This window comes from Pannonibacter sp. (genome assembly GCF_051860505.1).
Classification (GTDB): Bacteria; Pseudomonadota; Alphaproteobacteria; order Rhizobiales; family Stappiaceae; genus Pannonibacter.
In genome coordinates this window covers 42859-59353 of sequence record NZ_JBHYDX010000026.1, presented here as the reverse complement: position 1 = coordinate 59353, position 16495 = coordinate 42859, and the positions used below count along the sequence as shown (strand labels likewise).

At 63.0% G+C, this 16495-nt stretch carries 16 protein-coding genes; 7 read left to right on the top strand and 9 right to left on the bottom strand.

Annotation, left to right across the window (positions count from 1 at the left end):
* The first annotated feature begins 31 nt into the window (after window positions 1-31).
* Complete coding sequence (locus tag ACTIFE_RS16930) at window positions 32-700, top strand: pseudouridine synthase (protein ID WP_439530337.1); 669 nt, start codon at window positions 32-34, stop codon at window positions 698-700.
* A gap of 12 nt (window positions 701-712) precedes the next feature.
* Here ACTIFE_RS16930 and ACTIFE_RS16925 read toward each other — a convergent pair whose 3' ends face one another.
* Window positions 713-1501, bottom strand: a complete 789-nt coding sequence (locus ACTIFE_RS16925; protein WP_439530350.1) for a tetratricopeptide repeat protein — start codon at window positions 1499-1501, stop codon at window positions 713-715.
* A 449-nt stretch (window positions 1502-1950) separates the two neighbouring features.
* On the opposite strand from ACTIFE_RS16925, the gene ACTIFE_RS16920 reads away from it, so the two are divergent.
* Entirely contained in the window at window positions 1951-3330 is a 1380-nt protein-coding gene (locus tag ACTIFE_RS16920; RefSeq protein ID WP_439530349.1) for an MATE family efflux transporter, read from the top strand.
* A 23-nt stretch (window positions 3331-3353) separates the two neighbouring features.
* Here the strand turns inward: ACTIFE_RS16920 and ACTIFE_RS16915 are convergent, their stop codons facing one another.
* From ACTIFE_RS16915 to ACTIFE_RS16905, 3 genes are all read right to left on the bottom strand, one after another.
* On the bottom strand, window positions 3354-4451 hold the full coding sequence (locus tag ACTIFE_RS16915) for a 5-(carboxyamino)imidazole ribonucleotide synthase (RefSeq protein WP_439530336.1): 1098 nt from the start codon (window positions 4449-4451) through the stop codon (window positions 3354-3356).
* 7 nt (window positions 4452-4458) lie between these two features.
* Entirely contained in the window at window positions 4459-4959 is a 501-nt protein-coding gene (gene purE / locus ACTIFE_RS16910; RefSeq protein ID WP_439530335.1) for a 5-(carboxyamino)imidazole ribonucleotide mutase, read from the bottom strand.
* Window positions 4960-5069: 110 nt separating this feature from the next.
* The gene (locus ACTIFE_RS16905; protein ID WP_106751456.1) at window positions 5070-5276 is read right to left on the bottom strand and encodes a YdcH family protein; all 207 of its coding nucleotides are present in this window, start codon (window positions 5274-5276) and stop codon (window positions 5070-5072) included.
* 379 nt (window positions 5277-5655) lie between these two features.
* Between ACTIFE_RS16905 and ACTIFE_RS16900 the strand changes: the two genes are divergently transcribed.
* Window positions 5656-5835, top strand: coding sequence for a YdcH family protein (locus tag ACTIFE_RS16900; protein ID WP_439530334.1), 180 nt, complete (start codon window positions 5656-5658; stop codon window positions 5833-5835).
* A gap of 192 nt (window positions 5836-6027) precedes the next feature.
* On the opposite strand, the gene rpmE is transcribed toward ACTIFE_RS16900, so the two are convergent.
* A complete protein-coding gene (gene rpmE / locus ACTIFE_RS16895) occupies window positions 6028-6252 on the bottom strand; it encodes a 50S ribosomal protein L31 (protein WP_106751454.1) in 225 nt (74 codons plus the stop codon).
* Window positions 6253-6451: 199 nt separating this feature from the next.
* Between rpmE and ACTIFE_RS16890 the strand changes: the two genes are divergently transcribed.
* Entirely contained in the window at window positions 6452-8353 is a 1902-nt protein-coding gene (locus ACTIFE_RS16890; protein ID WP_439530333.1) for an ABC transporter transmembrane domain-containing protein, read from the top strand.
* Window positions 8354-8425: 72 nt separating this feature from the next.
* Here the strand turns inward: ACTIFE_RS16890 and ACTIFE_RS16885 are convergent, their stop codons facing one another.
* Together ACTIFE_RS16885 and ACTIFE_RS16880 are read right to left on the bottom strand one after the other, a co-directional pair.
* A complete protein-coding gene (locus ACTIFE_RS16885; protein WP_439530332.1) occupies window positions 8426-9217 on the bottom strand; it encodes an SDR family NAD(P)-dependent oxidoreductase in 792 nt (263 codons plus the stop codon).
* A gap of 109 nt (window positions 9218-9326) precedes the next feature.
* Window positions 9327-11240, bottom strand: coding sequence for a propionyl-CoA synthetase (locus tag ACTIFE_RS16880; RefSeq protein WP_439530331.1), 1914 nt, complete (start codon window positions 11238-11240; stop codon window positions 9327-9329).
* Between the two features lie 233 nt (window positions 11241-11473).
* Between ACTIFE_RS16880 and ACTIFE_RS16875 the strand changes: the two genes are divergently transcribed.
* Both ACTIFE_RS16875 and ACTIFE_RS16870 read left to right on the top strand, forming a co-directional pair.
* Window positions 11474-12241: a sulfite exporter TauE/SafE family protein gene (locus ACTIFE_RS16875; RefSeq protein ID WP_439530330.1), complete on the top strand. Its 768-nt coding sequence runs from the start codon at window positions 11474-11476 to the stop codon at window positions 12239-12241.
* 73 nt (window positions 12242-12314) lie between these two features.
* Window positions 12315-13943, top strand: coding sequence for an acyl-CoA synthetase (locus ACTIFE_RS16870; RefSeq protein WP_439530329.1), 1629 nt, complete (start codon window positions 12315-12317; stop codon window positions 13941-13943).
* Between the two features lie 112 nt (window positions 13944-14055).
* On the opposite strand, the gene rcdA is transcribed toward ACTIFE_RS16870, so the two are convergent.
* Window positions 14056-14595 (bottom strand): protease adaptor protein RcdA, encoded by a 540-nt coding sequence (gene rcdA / locus ACTIFE_RS16865; RefSeq protein WP_439530328.1) that lies wholly within the window; start codon window positions 14593-14595, stop codon window positions 14056-14058.
* 389 nt (window positions 14596-14984) lie between these two features.
* Window positions 14985-15185, bottom strand: a complete 201-nt coding sequence (locus ACTIFE_RS16860) for a DUF1192 family protein (RefSeq protein WP_439530327.1) — start codon at window positions 15183-15185, stop codon at window positions 14985-14987.
* 188 nt (window positions 15186-15373) lie between these two features.
* Between ACTIFE_RS16860 and ACTIFE_RS16855 the strand changes: the two genes are divergently transcribed.
* A complete protein-coding gene (locus ACTIFE_RS16855) occupies window positions 15374-16387 on the top strand; it encodes an NAD(P)H-quinone oxidoreductase (RefSeq protein ID WP_439530326.1) in 1014 nt (337 codons plus the stop codon).
* Window positions 16388-16495 lie beyond the last annotated feature (108 nt).

The following is a 16495-nucleotide window of genomic DNA, read 5'->3' as shown; positions in this document are numbered from 1 at the left end:
CTTTTGCCCGGCGAAAGGCGATACGCGTGACATGCATGACACACAGCCGATCCCGTTCGATTATGTTCCGCCCGAAGGCCCGCTGCAGGTGTTGCATGTGGACGATCACGTCATTGTCGTGGTCAAGCCGTGCGGTCTGCTCAGTGTTACAGGTCGGGGAGAGGACCGTCAGGACAGCCTCGTGACCCGGCTCGCGGCCCAGATTTCCGGCGCGCGGATCGTGCATCGACTGGACCTCGACACGTCCGGTGTGATGGTGCTGGCGCGCAATGCAGGGTCTCATCGCCGGCTGTCGATGCAGTTCGAGCGGCGCGAAACGGACAAGGCCTATGTCGCCCGTGTCTGGGGACTCGTTCTGGAGCAAAGCGGCGAGGTCAATCTGCCTTTGATCGTCGACTGGCCGAACCGGCCCAAGCAGAAGATCTGCTTCGAGGACGGCCGCCCCGCCCGCACTCTCTGGCGCGTCTTGCGGCATGAGGACGACACCACGCTGATGCAGTTGGAGCCGGTAACCGGTCGCTCGCACCAGCTACGCGTCCACATGCTGAGCCTTGGTCATCCGATTGTCGGGGACAGCCTTTATGCCGAAGGCGTTGCCCGCAGTTTCAGCGCGCGGCTGGAACTGCACGCGCGTGATCTTGCCTTCACCCATCCAGTGACGGGCGCCAGGCTGGCGTTTCACGCCCCGGCGCCGTTCTGATGCATCGTCCGCTCAGCTGCCCCGGTTCACGCGGCCAAGCCCGTCGCGGGCCAACTGATTGTTGGCGTCGAGACCGAGGGCCCGGTTGTAGTTGCGCACGGCATCGTTCTTCTGGCCGGTCATCTCCAGAGCGACGCCACGGTTGGCCCAGGCAATCGATGAATTCTTGTCAAAGTTGACTGCTTCCGAAAGGTCGGCCAGCGCTGCCTGCGGGTCGTTGATTTTCAGATAAGAGATGCCGCGCGCGATATAGGGCTCGGAGGCTTTCGGGTTCAGCACAATGGCCGTCGAAAAGTCCTCGATTGCGAAGCTGTGCTGGCCCTGTGCCTGATAAATCAGGCCCCGGTTGTGGAACGCCCGCGCATCGTTGGAATTGCGCCGGATGACGGCGTCGAAGTCGCGCAGGGCTTCAGGATAGCGGCCGGCCAGGCGATAGGTGTTGCCGCGGCCAACGAGGGCGGCGTCATAGTCCGGTTTGATGCGCAGGGCGCGGTCGTAGTCGGCAACGGCGTTGGCCATGTTGCCCCGTCGCCGTTCGACAAGGGCCCGGTTGGCATAAGCCTGGTAGCTGTTCGGGTCGATCTTCAGCGCGGTGTTGAAATCCTGCATCGCCTGGTCGAGCTTTCCGGCCTTGCCATAAGCGACGCCACGCGTGTTGTAGGCATTTGCGTCGCCGGGGCTGACCTTGATGACTTCCGAGAGCGAGGCGATGTTCGCGCTCGATCCTGCCGCTGAGTCAATCGGGACGCCGCTGTAGATGTCCGAAGTCTGGCATCCCGCCAGCAACAGGCCTGTTGCCATGCTCAGTGCAAAGACACTTTGCCGGCGCTGCGCCGGGCTACGGAAAGGGCAGGAAAAGCGCAACATCTGGGTCATTTTTCATCCACACGGGGAGAATCACTTGGACGGTGCCGGTTCGCGGCGAAATTGGCAATGGCTAAGCCCTACGATCTTATCACAACATACGCCGGAGTGCCGACCTGGTTGGAGATTTGTTTCGGTCCCGCGACGGTCTTGAGCTGGCCTCATCAACACGGCAAGGCCGATACACCGCTGGACAGCAAAGGGCAAACAATCTACCTCTGGTCGCCCCGGACATTTTTTGTCCTCCTACGGTGTGTCGTCCGCTTGCCCGCCCCCTGGCAAATGCCGGACCCATCGGTTGGTTCTTTTGGCAGGTCTGTGTTTGTCTGCCGAAAGGTTCCTCCGGTGCCGCGCATCCGCCTGGTTTCTGGAGCCCGCGCGTGTCGATGAAGCCCGCCCTTTCTTTGTCTGCGCTCTGGCGCAGCGATATTGCCCCGACGCTCGCGCTTGGAATGCCCTTGGCAGGCGCGCAATTGGCGCAGATGGCCATCAACACCACCGATATCATCATGGTTGGCTGGCTCGGTCCGGTCGAACTTGGCGCGGTGGTGCTGGCCAACAACCTCTATATCCTGTTCTGGTTCTTCGGCATGGGCATGACCCAGGCCATCATCCCGATTGCCGCACAGGCGCTCGGACGAAAAGCACCGCGGGACCTCCGCCGGACGGTTCGCATGGGGCTGTGGGCGGTCACGCTGTATTGCCTGCCGGTCTGGGCCGTGCTGTGGTTCACGCAGGACATCCTGATCGCCCTTGGCCAGACGCCCGAACTGGCGGAACTGGCAGCAGGCTACATGCGGATCATGCAATGGATGTTGCTGCCGTCGATGGCGATCATGGCAACACGTGCGTTCGTGACGGTCATGGGGCGGCCCCAGATCGTGCTGTGGGCGACCATTGGCGCCGCCGTTTTGAACGCAGCGCTCAACTATCTGCTGATTTTCGGAAACTTCGGCTTTCCGCGGCTGGAGCTGCAGGGGGCAGCGATTGCCTCTGTCTGTACCCAGGTCGTCGCTTTCGCGATTCTCGCCGCCTATGTGGTGACCCAGCCACGGCTGCGCCGGTTCAATGTCTTCGGGAGGCTCTGGCGCAGCGACTGGCCGGTGTTCTTCCAGATCCTGCGCATGGGCGCGCCGATTGGCCTGACCATCGTTGCCGAGGGCTTTCTGTTCACCGGGTCGACGATGATGATGGGGTGGGTCGGGACATTGCCGCTGGCCGCCCATGGCATCGCCCTGCAGATCGCCTCGATCACCTTCATGGTGCCGCTCGGCATTTCACAGGCCGGCATGACACGGGTGGGTCTGGCTGCGGGGCAGCGGGATCTGGACGGGATTGCGCGGGCCGGCTGGACGGCCCTGTGGCTGACCCTCGGCTTCATGACGCTAGCGGCTATTGTCTTCTGGACCATTCCGGAAACGCTGGTCTCATTGTTCCTCGACTTCGACAATCCGGCCTCGGCTGAAGTTCTGACCATCGCGGTGGGCCTGCTCGGGGTCGCGGCCGTTTTCCAGATTGCGGATGGCGCCCAGGTGGCCGGAGGCAGCATCCTGCGCGGGCTTGGCGACACGATGACGCCGCTGCTCTACGCGCTGGTTGGCTACATGGCCATTGGCATGACGCTGTCCTATGTCCTGGCGTTTCCGCTTGGTCTTGGCGGTGTCGGCATCTGGTGGGGTCTGGCTGGCGGGCTTGCCTCGACTGCGATCATGGCGATCTGGCGCTTTGCCCGCCGCAAAGAAGCGGGGCTTCTGCCGGCCGTCTGAGCGGGCCGGCAGCAAAACCAGTCTCAGCGCTTCGGCGTGATGCGGTTGACGTGGCCCATCTTGCGGCCCGGTCGGCTCTCCGCCTTGCCATAGAGGTGCAGACGCGCATTCGGTTCGGCCAGGATCCGGGCCCAGTCGTCCGCTTCCGCGCCGATGAGGTTTTCCATCACCACGTCGCTGTGTCGTGTGGCCTTGCCAAGCGGCCAGCCGGCAACGGCACGGATGTGCTGTTCGAACTGCGAGACCAGGCAGGCGTCCTGGGTCCAGTGGCCGGAATTGTGCACACGCGGGGCGATCTCGTTGACCAGCAGATGCTCGTCCGCGCCTGTTCCAACCACGAACATTTCCACACCGATGATGCCGACATAGTCGAGTGCCGTGACAATGCGTCCCGCGATCTCCCGCGCGCTATCGGCAGTCGCCATCCCCACATTCGCCGGCACGGTGGATGTCTTCAGGATGTGGTGCTCGTGATGGTTTTCAGTAATGTCATAGGCAACGACCTCTCCCGTCACGCCACGCGCGGCCACCACGGACACTTCGCGCACGAAGGGGATCAGCGCCTCGAGGATCAGGTCCTTGCCGCCCAGTGCTGCGAATGCCTCACCGGCCTTGGCGGCATCGCGGATCATCGCCTGTCCCTTGCCGTCATAGCCGAACCGCCGGGTCTTCAGCACGCCCTGTCCGCCAAAACGGGTGAGCGCTGCGTCCAGGTCAGCGAGGCTGTCGATGCGGGCATAGCCAGCCAGCGCGATGCCGGCCGCCGACAGGAAGTCCTTTTCGCTGAGGCGGTCCTGCGCCACGGCCAGGGCCTTCGGGCCGGGGCGGACCGGAAGGCGCGCCGCCAGATGTGCAGCCGTGGGACCGGGCACGTTCTCGAACTCGTAGGTCACCACATCGACCTGAGCGGCGAAGGCGTCGAGCGCTGCGGTGTCCTCATAGGCGCCAAGCGTGTGGACAGCTGCAACGTCGAAGGCGGGGCTGCCTGCTTCCGGGCAGAAGACATGCACCTTCAGGCCGAGGGCCGAGGCAGCTTCCGCCAGCATGCGGCCGAGCTGCCCGCCGCCGAGAATGCCGATGGTGTCACCCGGGGCGAGGACGCGCGCTGCACTTTCTGTCATGGTCGGATCATTCCTCGTCGGTCGGGAAGTCGGCGACGGCCTCGGTCTGGGCGGTGCGGAAGGCATCGAGCCGGTCAGCAAGGCCCATGTCCGTCAGAGCCAGGACAGACGCGGCCATCAGGGCGGCATTGACGGCCCCGGCCTTGCCGATGGCGAGCGTGCCGACAGGAATGCCGGCCGGCATCTGCACGATGGAGAGAAGGCTGTCTTCGCCCTTCAGGGTGCGCGACTCGATTGGCACGCCGAACACCGGCAGCGGTGTCAGGGCGGCGGTCATGCCGGGCAGATGTGCGGCCCCGCCGGCCCCGGCGATGATCACCTTGACGCCATTGCCACGCGCGGCCTTGGCGAAATCGAACATGCGCTCCGGCGTGCGATGGGCGGAAACGATGCGGGCCTCATAGGCGACACCAAGCCTGTCGAGGGTTTCGGCTGCGTGTTTCATGGTGGGCCAGTCAGACTGGCTGCCCATGATGATCGCGACCGGTGCGGCGCTCCCGTGTGCCATGGCATCTCCTTCGCGTGAGGCTGTGTCCGGAAAGGCGCGGATTATAGGATGTGGCAGGCGACGCGCAAGGGCAGGACGCCTGCTGCGCTGCAAAAAGACGTGCCGGCTGCTCAGGCGATGATGTCGGGGAAAAGTTGGTCTTCGATCGCGGCGATTCGGTCGCGGATCATCAGCTTTTTCTTTTTCAGGCGCTGGAGTTGCAAGGCATCGGCGCTGCCGGTGCCGGCAAGCGCCTGGACAGCCATATCCAGGTCTCTGTGTTCCTGACGCAACTGGGCGAGTTCCACCCGCAAGGCTTTTTCGTTGGCTTCCGACATTGCACTCCCCAGACACAATACACGTGCCGCCCAGTCAGTGCCGGACAGACTGAAGTCCTTCTCCGGCGAATTACACGTGGCTGTGCTGCCATTCGCCGTGAAATCGTACACCGCAGCCGAACTTTGAGCGAGCCCCTTTTGCCGACACTGTTGCCAACACATGGTTCGCAAGCGTGAGGCAGCCTCATTGAATGCGACGCTACGTAAGATTTAAGGTCAAAGTTCCCTGGAGAACTTAAACTTTACGTAAGCGTAGAATTTGTTTTGCAGTGCGATATGCGTGAGATGCAGGGCAGGTCCCAATTTATGCATTCGACAAGCCGGCAAAATATGTGGCACCATCTTGCTGTCTGAGCCAATAAGACAAGGAGCATCTTCCATGTCAATGCAATCGCATATTTCCGAACTGGAACGCCGCCACGCCGCGCTTGAGCGCGAAATCGAGACAGCGCAGTTGCATCCAAGTGTCGACACTCTTGAAGTTGCCGAAATGAAGCGCCGCAAGCTCCGGCTCAAGGACGAAATTCAGAAGCTGCGTGGCGGAGAGACGATGCATTGAGCATTGCCCGTTACTGGCATTGAGGATCAGTGACCCTGATCCGGATCGATCAAACCCCGTCTGGCCTCAGGCGGGGTTTTTCGTTGTTCCGGTCAACTGATGTCGCGGAGACATGGGCAACAAAAAACCCCCGCAGCGCTGCTGCGAGGGTTTTTGAAACCGTGCTTGGCAAATGCTGCCGGCAAACAGGTCTTAGGAGCCGAGGAAGCCCGCAAACTTGTTCTTGAAGCGCGAGACGCGGCCGCCACGGTCCATGATCTGACGCTCACCACCGGTCCAGGCCGGATGGGAGATTGGATCGATGTCGAGGGCCAGGGTGTCGCCTTCCTTGCCGTAGGTCGAGCGGGTCATGTACTCCGTACCATCGGTCATGACGACCTTGATGGCGTGGTAGTCGGGATGGATGTTCGCTTTCATCGCCGGTCCTTTCCAGCACCTGCCCTGAGCCACGAACGGCCGGCTGGCGAGATGCATATCCTTAGGTGTTCAGCCGACCGCGCGCGTGCGCAAGGCCAGCCCTTGAAACATGAGGCGCTGCTATATCGTAAGACGGCTGGCAAAACAAGGGCGCGTGGTTGCGGATTTCAGCCTTTTTCCGCTTGGAAATCCGGGGCGGATGCGCCAACTCTCCTGCAGCAATCCAGCAGCTTATGTGGAGACTCCCGGCTTGGCTACCGCAGACACCGCGCCAGAGACGACGAAAGCCGCGCCGGCGCCTGATAACCGGAGCCGTTCGCTGCGTCCCCTGATCCAGCTTCTGCCCTATATCGCGCGCTACAAGCTGATGGCGGTTGCAGCGGTTTTTGCCTTGGTCAGTGCTGCGGCCACGACACTTGTGTTGCCGATGGCTGTGCGACAGATGATCGATCATGGCTTTGGTGCCGATGATCCGCAGCTCGTGAACACCTACTTCCTGTTGCTGATCGGCGTGGCGGCAACGCTCGCACTCGCCAGTTCCTGCCGGTTTTTCCTTGTCATGTGGATTGGCGAGCGGATCGTCTCGGACGTACGCGCGGATGTGTTTGCCCATCTCACGCGGCTCAGCCCGGCGTTCTATGACAGCGCCCGATCGGGCGAGATCCTGTCCCGGCTGACAGCGGACACGACCCAGATCAAGGCTGCCTTCGGATCCAGTGCCTCCATTGCCATGCGCAACTTCGTCATGTTCGTGGGGGCGGTGTCGCTGATGGTCTATACCAGCCCCCGGCTTTCGGTCATCGTGCTGGCGGCAATTCCGGTCATCGTGCTGCCGCTGATCGGGTTCGGCCGCATGGTGCGCAAACGCTCGCGCGCGGCACAGGACCGGCTTGCCGATGCTTCCGCCTTTGCCTCGGAAATGCTCGGTGCGGTGCGCACGCTGCAGGCCTTTACGGCAGAGCGGATGGCTGCCGGGCGATATGCTGCGGCGATTGAATCCGCGTTCCAATCGGTGCGCGGCGCGCTCGGCGCACGCGCCTTTCTTACAGGGTTCGCAATCTTTGTCATTTCTTCAAGCGTGGTCGCCGTGTTGTGGATCGGGGCCGGAGATGTCTTCTCCGGCCGCATGACAGGCGGCCAGCTTGGCCAGTTCCTGCTGTATTCGATCCTTGCTGCCGGTGCTCTTGGCGAGCTGTCGCAGGTCTGGGGAGAGATATCGCAGGCTGCCGGGGCGGCGGAACGCCTTGCCGAGCTGCTGCGCATCCAGCCGGCGATTGCTTCGCCTGCGACGCCGGTGCCTTTGCCCGTGCCGCCGCGCGGGGAGATCCGCTTCGAGGCTGTGGCCTTTGCCTACAATCGTCAGGAACCGGCCGCCGAGGATCTGGGCACGCCCGCAGCCATTCCGGTGCTGCGCCAGATTGATCTCGATGTCCGCCGGGGCGAAACGATTGCGGTCGTGGGGCCGTCGGGTGCCGGCAAGTCCACCTTGTTCCATCTTCTGATGCGCTTCTACGATCCAACCGGCGGCCGCATCCTGTTGGATGGCGTGGATCTGCGGGACGCAGACCCGGAAACCGTCAGGGCCCGGATTGCGCTTGTGCCGCAGGATACGGTTGTGTTCGGCAGCAGCGCCGCCGACAACATTGCCTACGGTCGCCCCTCGGCCTTGCGCGCAGACATCGAGGCCGCGGCGCGGTTGGCGCTGGCGCATGACTTCATCGCGGCGCTGCCTCAGGGCTATGACACGGTCCTGGGCGAGCGCGGCATCACACTCTCTGGCGGCCAGCGCCAACGCATCGCAATCGCGCGGGCTGTGTTGAAGGATGCCCCCGTGCTGCTGCTGGACGAGGCCACCAGCGCGCTGGACGCCGAAAGCGAGACCCTGGTGCAGCAGGCGCTGGAACGGCTCATGCAGGGCCGTACCACGCTCGTCATCGCGCATCGGCTCGCCACCGTGCTGAAGGCGGACCGGATCCTGGTCATGGATCAGGGCATGGTTGTGGAAACAGGCAGCCATGCCGAACTGGTGGCGCAGGACGGGCTCTATGCCCGGCTGGCCCGGTTGCAGTTCGAAACGGGCGCAAGGGCACTTGGCGGCTGAGGACGTGACACATCCAACTGACGCCGCAGCCTTTCGGCTGAAATCGGCTGCGGCATCAGGCTTGTGTAGATGTCAGTCTGCGTCCGGAACGGCGACCGTGTAGTTCAGCGGCATGCGGCCACCGTCGGCAAAAATCGTCTGGCCGGTGATGTAAGAGGCGTCATCCGATGCCAGGAACGCGGCAACCGATGCGATCTCGGATGGCTCGCCCACCCGGCTCAGCGGCGTGCGCGACAGGATGCGGTTGCGCGCTGCCTTGTCCGAGTTCACCGAGGCCAGCATGTCGGTCATGATCGAGCCGGGGCCGATGGCGTTGACGCGGATGCCATGCGGGGCGAGCGCCAATGCGGTCGCCTTGGTCAGCTGCGACATGCCGCCCTTCGAGACGCAATAGGGGATCTGCGACGGGATCGCCAGGACGGCATTGACCGAGGACATGTTGACGATGGCGCCGGGCGCGCCACCGGCCTGCACCTTCTCCACCATGTGGCGGGCAACGGCCTGGGAGACCAGAAACGCGCCTTTCAGGTTGACCTGCAGCACGCGGTCGAAGTCGGCCTCTTCCAGGGTCAGGAAGTCAGCGCCAACGGCAATGCCGGCGTTGTTGACGAGGACATCGATGTCGCCAAAGGCATTCAGCGTTTCGGCGACGAGATTGCGCACGTCCAGCTTCTCGGCGACGTTGCAGCTGACATAAATGATCTCGCCAAGGCCCTTGAGTTGCTCGACGGCGGCTTCGCCGGCCTCATCGTCCACGTCGGCGATCACGACCTTGGCACCGTCGTTCAGGAAGCGTTTGGCAATGGCAAAGCCGATGCCACGGGCTGCGCCGGTGATGATGGCGACCTTGTTGGTGAGGGACAAGGGGATTTCCTCGCAGTTGACCAGGGTTCGGGGCGGGAGCCGCAATGCGGCTTCGCCGGAACAATAGGGTCAAGCGGCAGGCCTGTCGATGGCCCGCCGAACTGTGTCCTCAGGCCTTCGTCCTGACCCCATAGGCATTCAAGGCGGCCTCGATTTCCGTCAGGATCGCCGGATCATCGATGGTGGCCGGCATGCGGTAGTCCTGACCGTCGGCAATCTGACGCATGGTGCCGCGCAGGATCTTGCCGGAGCGGGTCTTTGGCAATCGGTCGACGGTGATGGCGATCTTGAAGGCCGCGACAGGTCCGATGAGATCGCGGACGCGCTTGACGAGTTCGGCCTCGATGTCCGCATGGCTTCGGTTGACGCCTGATTTCAGCACGACAAAGCCGCAGGGCAGCTGGCCCTTGAGCTGGTCCGCAATGCCGATGACGGCGCATTCGGCCACGTCCGGATGGCCGGACAGGACCTCCTCCATGGCGCCTGTTGAAAGCCGGTGCCCGGCAACATTGATGATGTCATCGGTGCGCGCCATGATCGAGAGATAGCCGTCCGCATCGATCACGCCCGCATCCGCCGTCTTGTAGTAGCCGGGAAACTCGTCGAGATAGGCCGAGCGGAACCGTGCGTCTGCGTTCCAGAGTGTTGGCAGGCAGCCGGGCGGCAAGGGCAACTTGACGACAATGTTGCCGAGGGTGCCGGCGGGCAGGGGGTGGCCGGCATCGTCCAGCACGCGCACGTCGTAGCCCGGCATGGCCACGGTCGGGGACCCGTGCTTGACCGGCAATTGCCCAAGCCCGACGGGATTGCCGACGATGGCCCAGCCGGTCTCGGTCTGCCACCAGTGGTCAATGACGGGCACCTGCAACCTTTCCTCCGCCCAGCGGATCGTGTCAGGGTCGGCGCGTTCGCCGGCCAGGAACAGGGTGCGGAAGTGGCTGAGGTCGTAGTCGCTGATGAACCGGCCGTTCGGGTCTTCCTTCTTGATGGCGCGGAAGGCGGTTGGTGCGGTGAACAGCGCGACCACCTTGTGGTCAGCGATCACGCGCCAGAACACGCCGGCGTCCGGTGTTCCCACCGGCTTGCCCTCGAAGACCACTGTGGTGCAGCCATGGAGCAGCGGGGCGTAGACGATGTAGGAATGACCGACGACCCAGCCGACATCCGACGCGGCCCAGAACACCTCTCCGGGGGCGACGCCGTAGAGGTTTTCCATCGACCATTTCAGCGCCACCATGTGGCCGCCGGTATCGCGCACGACGCCCTTGGGCTGGCCGGTGGTGCCGGAGGTGTAGAGGATATAAAGCGGATCTGTCGCCTCGACGAGGGTGCAAGGCACCTTGCGCCCCTCAGCCAGCGCCTTGCCCATTTCGACGCCGAGATCAACGTCGCCGGGCCGGTCAAGGTTTGCGGCGAACTGCGGGCGCTGGATGACGAGGACATTGTCCGGCTTGTGGGCGGCCAGATCGATGGCAGCGTCCACCAGGGGCTTGTAGGCAATGGTGCGGCCCGGTTCGAGACCGCAGGAGGCGCAAATGATCGCCTTCGGGGTCGCGTCATCGATGCGGGTGGCCAGTTCGTGCGCGGCAAAACCGCCAAAGACCACCGAATGGATCGCCCCGAGGCGTGCGCAGGCGAGCATTGCCATCACGGCCTCGGGGATCATGGGCATGTAGAGGATGACCCGGTCGCCCTTGCCGATGCCACGATCGGCCATGACAACTGCCATGGCCTGAACTTGGTCGAGCAATTCTTTGTAGCTGTAGGTGCGCCGGGCCTGGGTGATGGGGCTGTCGTAGATCAATGCGGCCTGATCCGCCCGTCCTTGTTCGACGTGTCGGTCGAGGCAGTTGTGGCATGTGTTGGTCGTGGCGCCGGGGAACCAGCGGCCGTAGACGCCAAGCTCCGGGTCGAACACCTTGTCATGGGGATGGAACCAGTCGATCCCCTTTGCTGCCTCGGCCCAGAATGCGTCCGGGTCCGCTTGCCAGGCAGCGTAGATTGCGTGGTAACGGCTGCTCATATGAATGTTGTCCTCCCGGGACCGTCCGGGCCTGTCTCGGAGGTGTTCTTTGGGACCTTCCCGAGCGGCATCCTTGTGTTTGATCCAGAGTGTGCCGCGTCCCGGCGCGATGCAAGGGGCAAAAAAGGCTGATGCCCTAAGACATTCGCAGGGGCGGGCCTTTACGTAACCCCTTTGGATATGCTGCAAGGATTGATCTGTCGACGTTCCTGCCCTGCTCCGGACCCTCTCTCATGCTGCCCTTGGCTGACCCGCTGTTTTATGCCCTGGCCGTGCCGGCTGTGATGCTGGCCGGCCTGTCGAAGGGGGGCTTCGGCGGCTCCATCGGCATGCTTGCGGTTCCGCTGATGGCGCTGGCCATTCCGCCGGTGCAGGCGGCGGGCATCCTGCTGCCGATCCTGGTCGTGATGGACCTGATCGGGCTGTTTGCCTATCGCGGTGTCTATGACCGGCGCTCGCTGGTCCTGCTGCTGCCTGCCGGCATTGCCGGTGTCGGCGTCGGCTGGGCCACGGCATCGCTTGTCGAGGATGCCCATGTGACGCTGCTGGTCGGCCTGTTGTGCCTGCTGTTCGTTGGCGAGCGGTTTCGGCCAAAGCGGCAGGGCAGTGACGCGCCGCGTGGCCACCGCCCGCTGGCCGGTGCCTTCTGGGGCGCCGTGGCCGGCTTCACCAGTTTTGTCAGCCACACCGGGGGACCGCCATTCCAGCTCTACATGGTGCCGTTGCGCCTGGCTCCGTCCCTGTTTGCCGGGACGGCGGTGATCTTCTTTTCCGCGATCAATGCGGTGAAGCTGGTGCCCTATTTCTATCTTGGCCAATTTGATGCGCGCAATCTGGCAACTGCGGCCGTGCTGTTGCCGCTCGCACCCCTTTCGACCTTTGCAGGTGTCTGGCTGGTGAAGCGTGTGAAGCCGCAGACATTCTACGGTGTCATCTACGCGGCGATGACCGTGATCGGGGTCAAGCTGGTCTATGACGGAGTAACCCGACTGTTCGGCTGACATCAGCCTGAAGGTGGATTGCGCGGCAGGCCCGGGAGCGCTTTGATGGCATCAACACCCGGGAGGAACAACCATGCATGCCAGCGCCTATGACCGCGACCTTGAAAGGTCGGCAGCAAACCATATACCGCTCAGTCCCTTGAGTTTCCTTGCGCGGGCAGCTGAAATCTATCCGGATCGTCCGGCCGTGGTGCATGGCCATCAGCGCCTGACCTATGCCGAGTTCCTTGCGCGCAGCCGGCGCCTTGCGTCCGTGCTGGCGCGTCTTGGCATTGGCAAGAACGATACGGTCACGGTGATGCTGCCCAATGTGCCGCCGATGCTGGAGGCCCACTACGGCGTGCCGATGGCCGGCGGCGTGCTGCATTCGCTCAACACACGTCTGGACGCGGCCGTTCTCGCCTTCCAGCTCGATCACGCCGAGACGAAGGTTCTGATCACCGACCGGGAGTTCGCCCCGGTGATGCAACAGGCGCTGGCGCTGGCCCGGGTGAAGCCGGTCGTCATCGACTACTCCGATCCGGTCTATCCGCAGACCGGCGAAAGGCTTGGCTCGCTGGACTATGACGAGCTGCTGGCAACCGGCGACCCGGATTTCGCCTGGTCCCTGCCGGGCGACGAATGGGATGCGATCGCGCTCAACTACACATCTGGCACAACCGGCAATCCGAAGGGCGTCGTCTATCATCACCGTGGCGCCTATTTGCTGGCCCAGGCCAACATCCTGACAGCCGCGATGGGCCGGCATCCGGTCTATCTCTGGACCTTGCCGATGTTCCACTGCAACGGCTGGTGCTTCCCCTGGTCCCTGTCGGTGGTGGCCGGCACCCATGTGTGCCTGCGCTGGGTGCGGGCCAAGGCGATCTGGGACCTGATTGCCGACGAAGGCGTGACGCATCTGTGCGGTGCGCCGATTATCATGTCGACGCTGCTGGGAACACCGGAGATCGACAAGCGGCCACTGCCGCGCGTGGTCGAGTTCTTCACCGCCGCGGCGCCGCCGCCGGAATCGGTGCTGGCTGCCATGCAGGACGCCGGCTTCAACGTCACGCATCTCTATGGCCTCACCGAGGTCTATGGGCCGGCTGTGGTCAATGACTGGAAGGGCGAGTGGGACGATCTGGCTGCGGATGCCCGGGCGGCCCTGAAGGCGCGCCAGGGCGTGCGCTATGTTGCGCTCGAGGGTCTGACCGTCATGGACCCGGTCACCATGACCGAGGTTCCGCGCGACGGCCAGACGCTGGGCGAAGTCATGTTCCGCGGCAATGTGGTGATGAAGGGCTACCTGAAGAACCCAGAGGCCACTGCGGAGGCCTTTGCCGGCGGCTGGTTCCACAGCGGGGATCTCGGCGTTATGCACCCGGACGGCTATATCCAGCTCAAGGACCGGTCCAAGGACATCATCATTTCCGGCGGCGAGAACATTTCATCAATCGAGGTCGAGGACGTTCTCTACAAACATCCGGCTGTCCAGGCTGCGGCGGTGGTCGCCCGCCCGGATGAGAAATGGGGCGAGACACCCTGTGCCTTTGTGGAACTGAAGGGCGGCGAAGTTGTTACGGAAGCTGACCTGATCGCCTTCTGCCGGCAGCGGATGGCCCATTTCAAGGCACCGCGCACCGTTGTGTTCTGCGATCTTCCGAAGACATCGACGGGCAAGATCCAGAAATATGCCTTGAGGGAGCAGGCAAAGGCGCTCTGACCTCGGTCCATTGTGGCTGCCAGGGGTTTCCTGGCAAGCCTTCAGGCCGGCCCGGCACGGACGGGAAGGCGTCAACCATCCGTGCACTGGAAGCCGGCCGTCGGGTGTTTGTTCAGCTGGCGCGGCCGAAGGCGGCGAACAGCTTGTCGATCTGCTGGGCGACCGGGTTTTCGGCCGGCGCATCCTCGATCACGGCGTCTTCACGCGGGTAGAGCATGGCGTCCAGATGCTGGACCCGTTCCTGCAGGCGGACCGAGCGCAAGACCAGGTCCTGCAGGCGCTCCGGCAGGTCATTGAACGCAGTGCCGCCGGTCGAGGAACTGAGGCGATCAAGGCGCACCTTGTTCTTCTCGCTGCCGGCCTGGATCGGGGTCATTTCGCCTTCGTTGACGGCGCGCTGCAGCAACAGCCAGGAGGCCAACTGCATCAGGCGCGTGGTCAGGCGCATGGATTCGGTCGCATAGGCCAGTGAAGCCGGGCGGTCGAGCGACTTGGATTCGGAGCGGCCGTCGCCATCCAGATAGCAGGCGGTCTCCTCAACGAGGGCCATGCCCTCCTGGAACAAAGCCTGGAACTTCTGCGATGCGGCAAGCCGGTCGGCAAAACTGACTGTTTCCGGCACGGGAAAAAGCTTCTTGGAGTCGTCGGTCATGGGTTTACGCCTTCTACTGAAAACCGGGCTCCTTCCGGAACCTGTACCCTCCTGTCCCGCAGCGGGACGGTTGGGCCATTTGGTTCCTGAGTAGCAACTGCCGTGCCAGTTGCCGTCCCGGATGCCGGATCGAAAGCCAAGCCAGCTTCTGAACCTGACTTAACCTTACCCGTTCGTGAGCGCAAAAAAAAGAGCCGCGGGGTCCGCGGCTCGAAGTCGTTAACAGGGAGGCGTCAAACAGAGTGGACAGGAGCCACTCAAGATCCAGATGACTGGATACCCTCAGTTATCTCTTGGAAAGCTTAATAAGTGGTAAACGATTAAAATTCTAAGTAAATCCTGACCCAAAATGGGTCAATCTATACTGGTCAACTTGAGCATCGATGTTTTTAACTAGGTGGTTTTCCAAAAAGTGCTTCCGCTGCTGCGCGGACGCCATCCCGTCTGCTCAGCTCGGCCTGCAGGCGTGCGATCTCCTTCGCAAAAATGTCAATTCGTTCAGTCAGTTCGGTTTCGGACAGGCGCGACAGGTCTTCGCCGGCACATGGATTCATCCCGGATCTGGGCAGCCGTGGCTCGAGGTCTTCCATAGCGTTTCTCCTGTTCATCCGGTGTCTGGTGCCTGATCCGGCCATGGCCGGCAAGGAAGGGCGTCTCTTCACGTTCGCGTGAGCCCTTGTGCCGTTGCGTTTATGTTCTGTTCGGTTCTCCTGCAAGCTTGCCCCGGGCGCGGCGCGAAGGCTAGATGGGGCACGCTCACGACTTGCGGAGATGACGCATGACCAGCATTCCGGCCACCCTTCCCGAGATGATGACCGCTATTGCCATCACAGCGCCGGGAGGGCCGCATGTCCTAGCACCCGAGCAGCGGCATGTTCCAGTTGCGCAGGCCGGCGAGATCCTGATCAAGGTTGCCGCCGCCGGGGTGAATCGTCCCGATGTGCTCCAGCGCATGGGGCTTTACCCAGCTCCGAAAGGCGCGTCGGACCTGCCTGGTCTGGAGGTATCTGGCTGGATCGCGGACATCGGCCCCGGCGTCAGTGGCCACAACATCGGTGACGCAGTCACCGCGCTCGTCGCAGGTGGAGGGTATGCTCAATATGTGACGGTGGATGCCCGCCATGCGCTGCCTGTTCCCGCCGGGCTCGGCATGGTCGAGGCGGCCGCCCTGCCGGAGACTTTCTTCACGGTCTGGAGCAATGTCTTCGACCGGGTCGGCCTGAAGGCGGGCGAGCGTTTCCTCGTGCATGGTGGCACGTCAGGCATCGGCACGACGGCCATCCAACTCGCCAAGGCGTTTGGCGCCGAGGTCTTCACCACCGTCGGGAGCGACACCAAGGCGGACGCCTGCCGGACGCTCGGCGCTGACCATGTGATCAACTACAACACCCATGATTTCGTCGCTGAAATCGCCCGGATCACCGCCGGGGAGGGCGTGCATGTCATTCTCGATATGGTTGGTGGGGACTATGTCGAGAAAAACTGGCAGGCGGCTGCGGTCGAGGGGCGGATTTGCCAGATTGCCAATCTCAACGGGCCGGCCGAGCAGGTCAACTTCAACCGGTTGATGATCAAACGTCTGGTGCATACCGGGTCGACCTTGCGTCCGCGCGATGGGGCCTTCAAGGCGGCAATTGCCGAGGCATTGAGGCAGAAAGTCTGGCCGCTGATCGAATCGGGGCAGGTCAAGCCGGTGATGGATTCCACCTTTCCGTTCGAACAGGCCAGCGAGGCGCATCTGCGGATGGAGAGCTCCGGCCACATCGGCAAGATCGTCCTGACCGTCAGTTGAGCAGGTGAATCCAGGTGACTGCGGCGGTTGGCCACCGTCGTGCGCTGAAAAAAGATGACCAATCGGTTACAAAAACGCATGGGCTGCCGTGCCGGTGTTTGCGTTTCC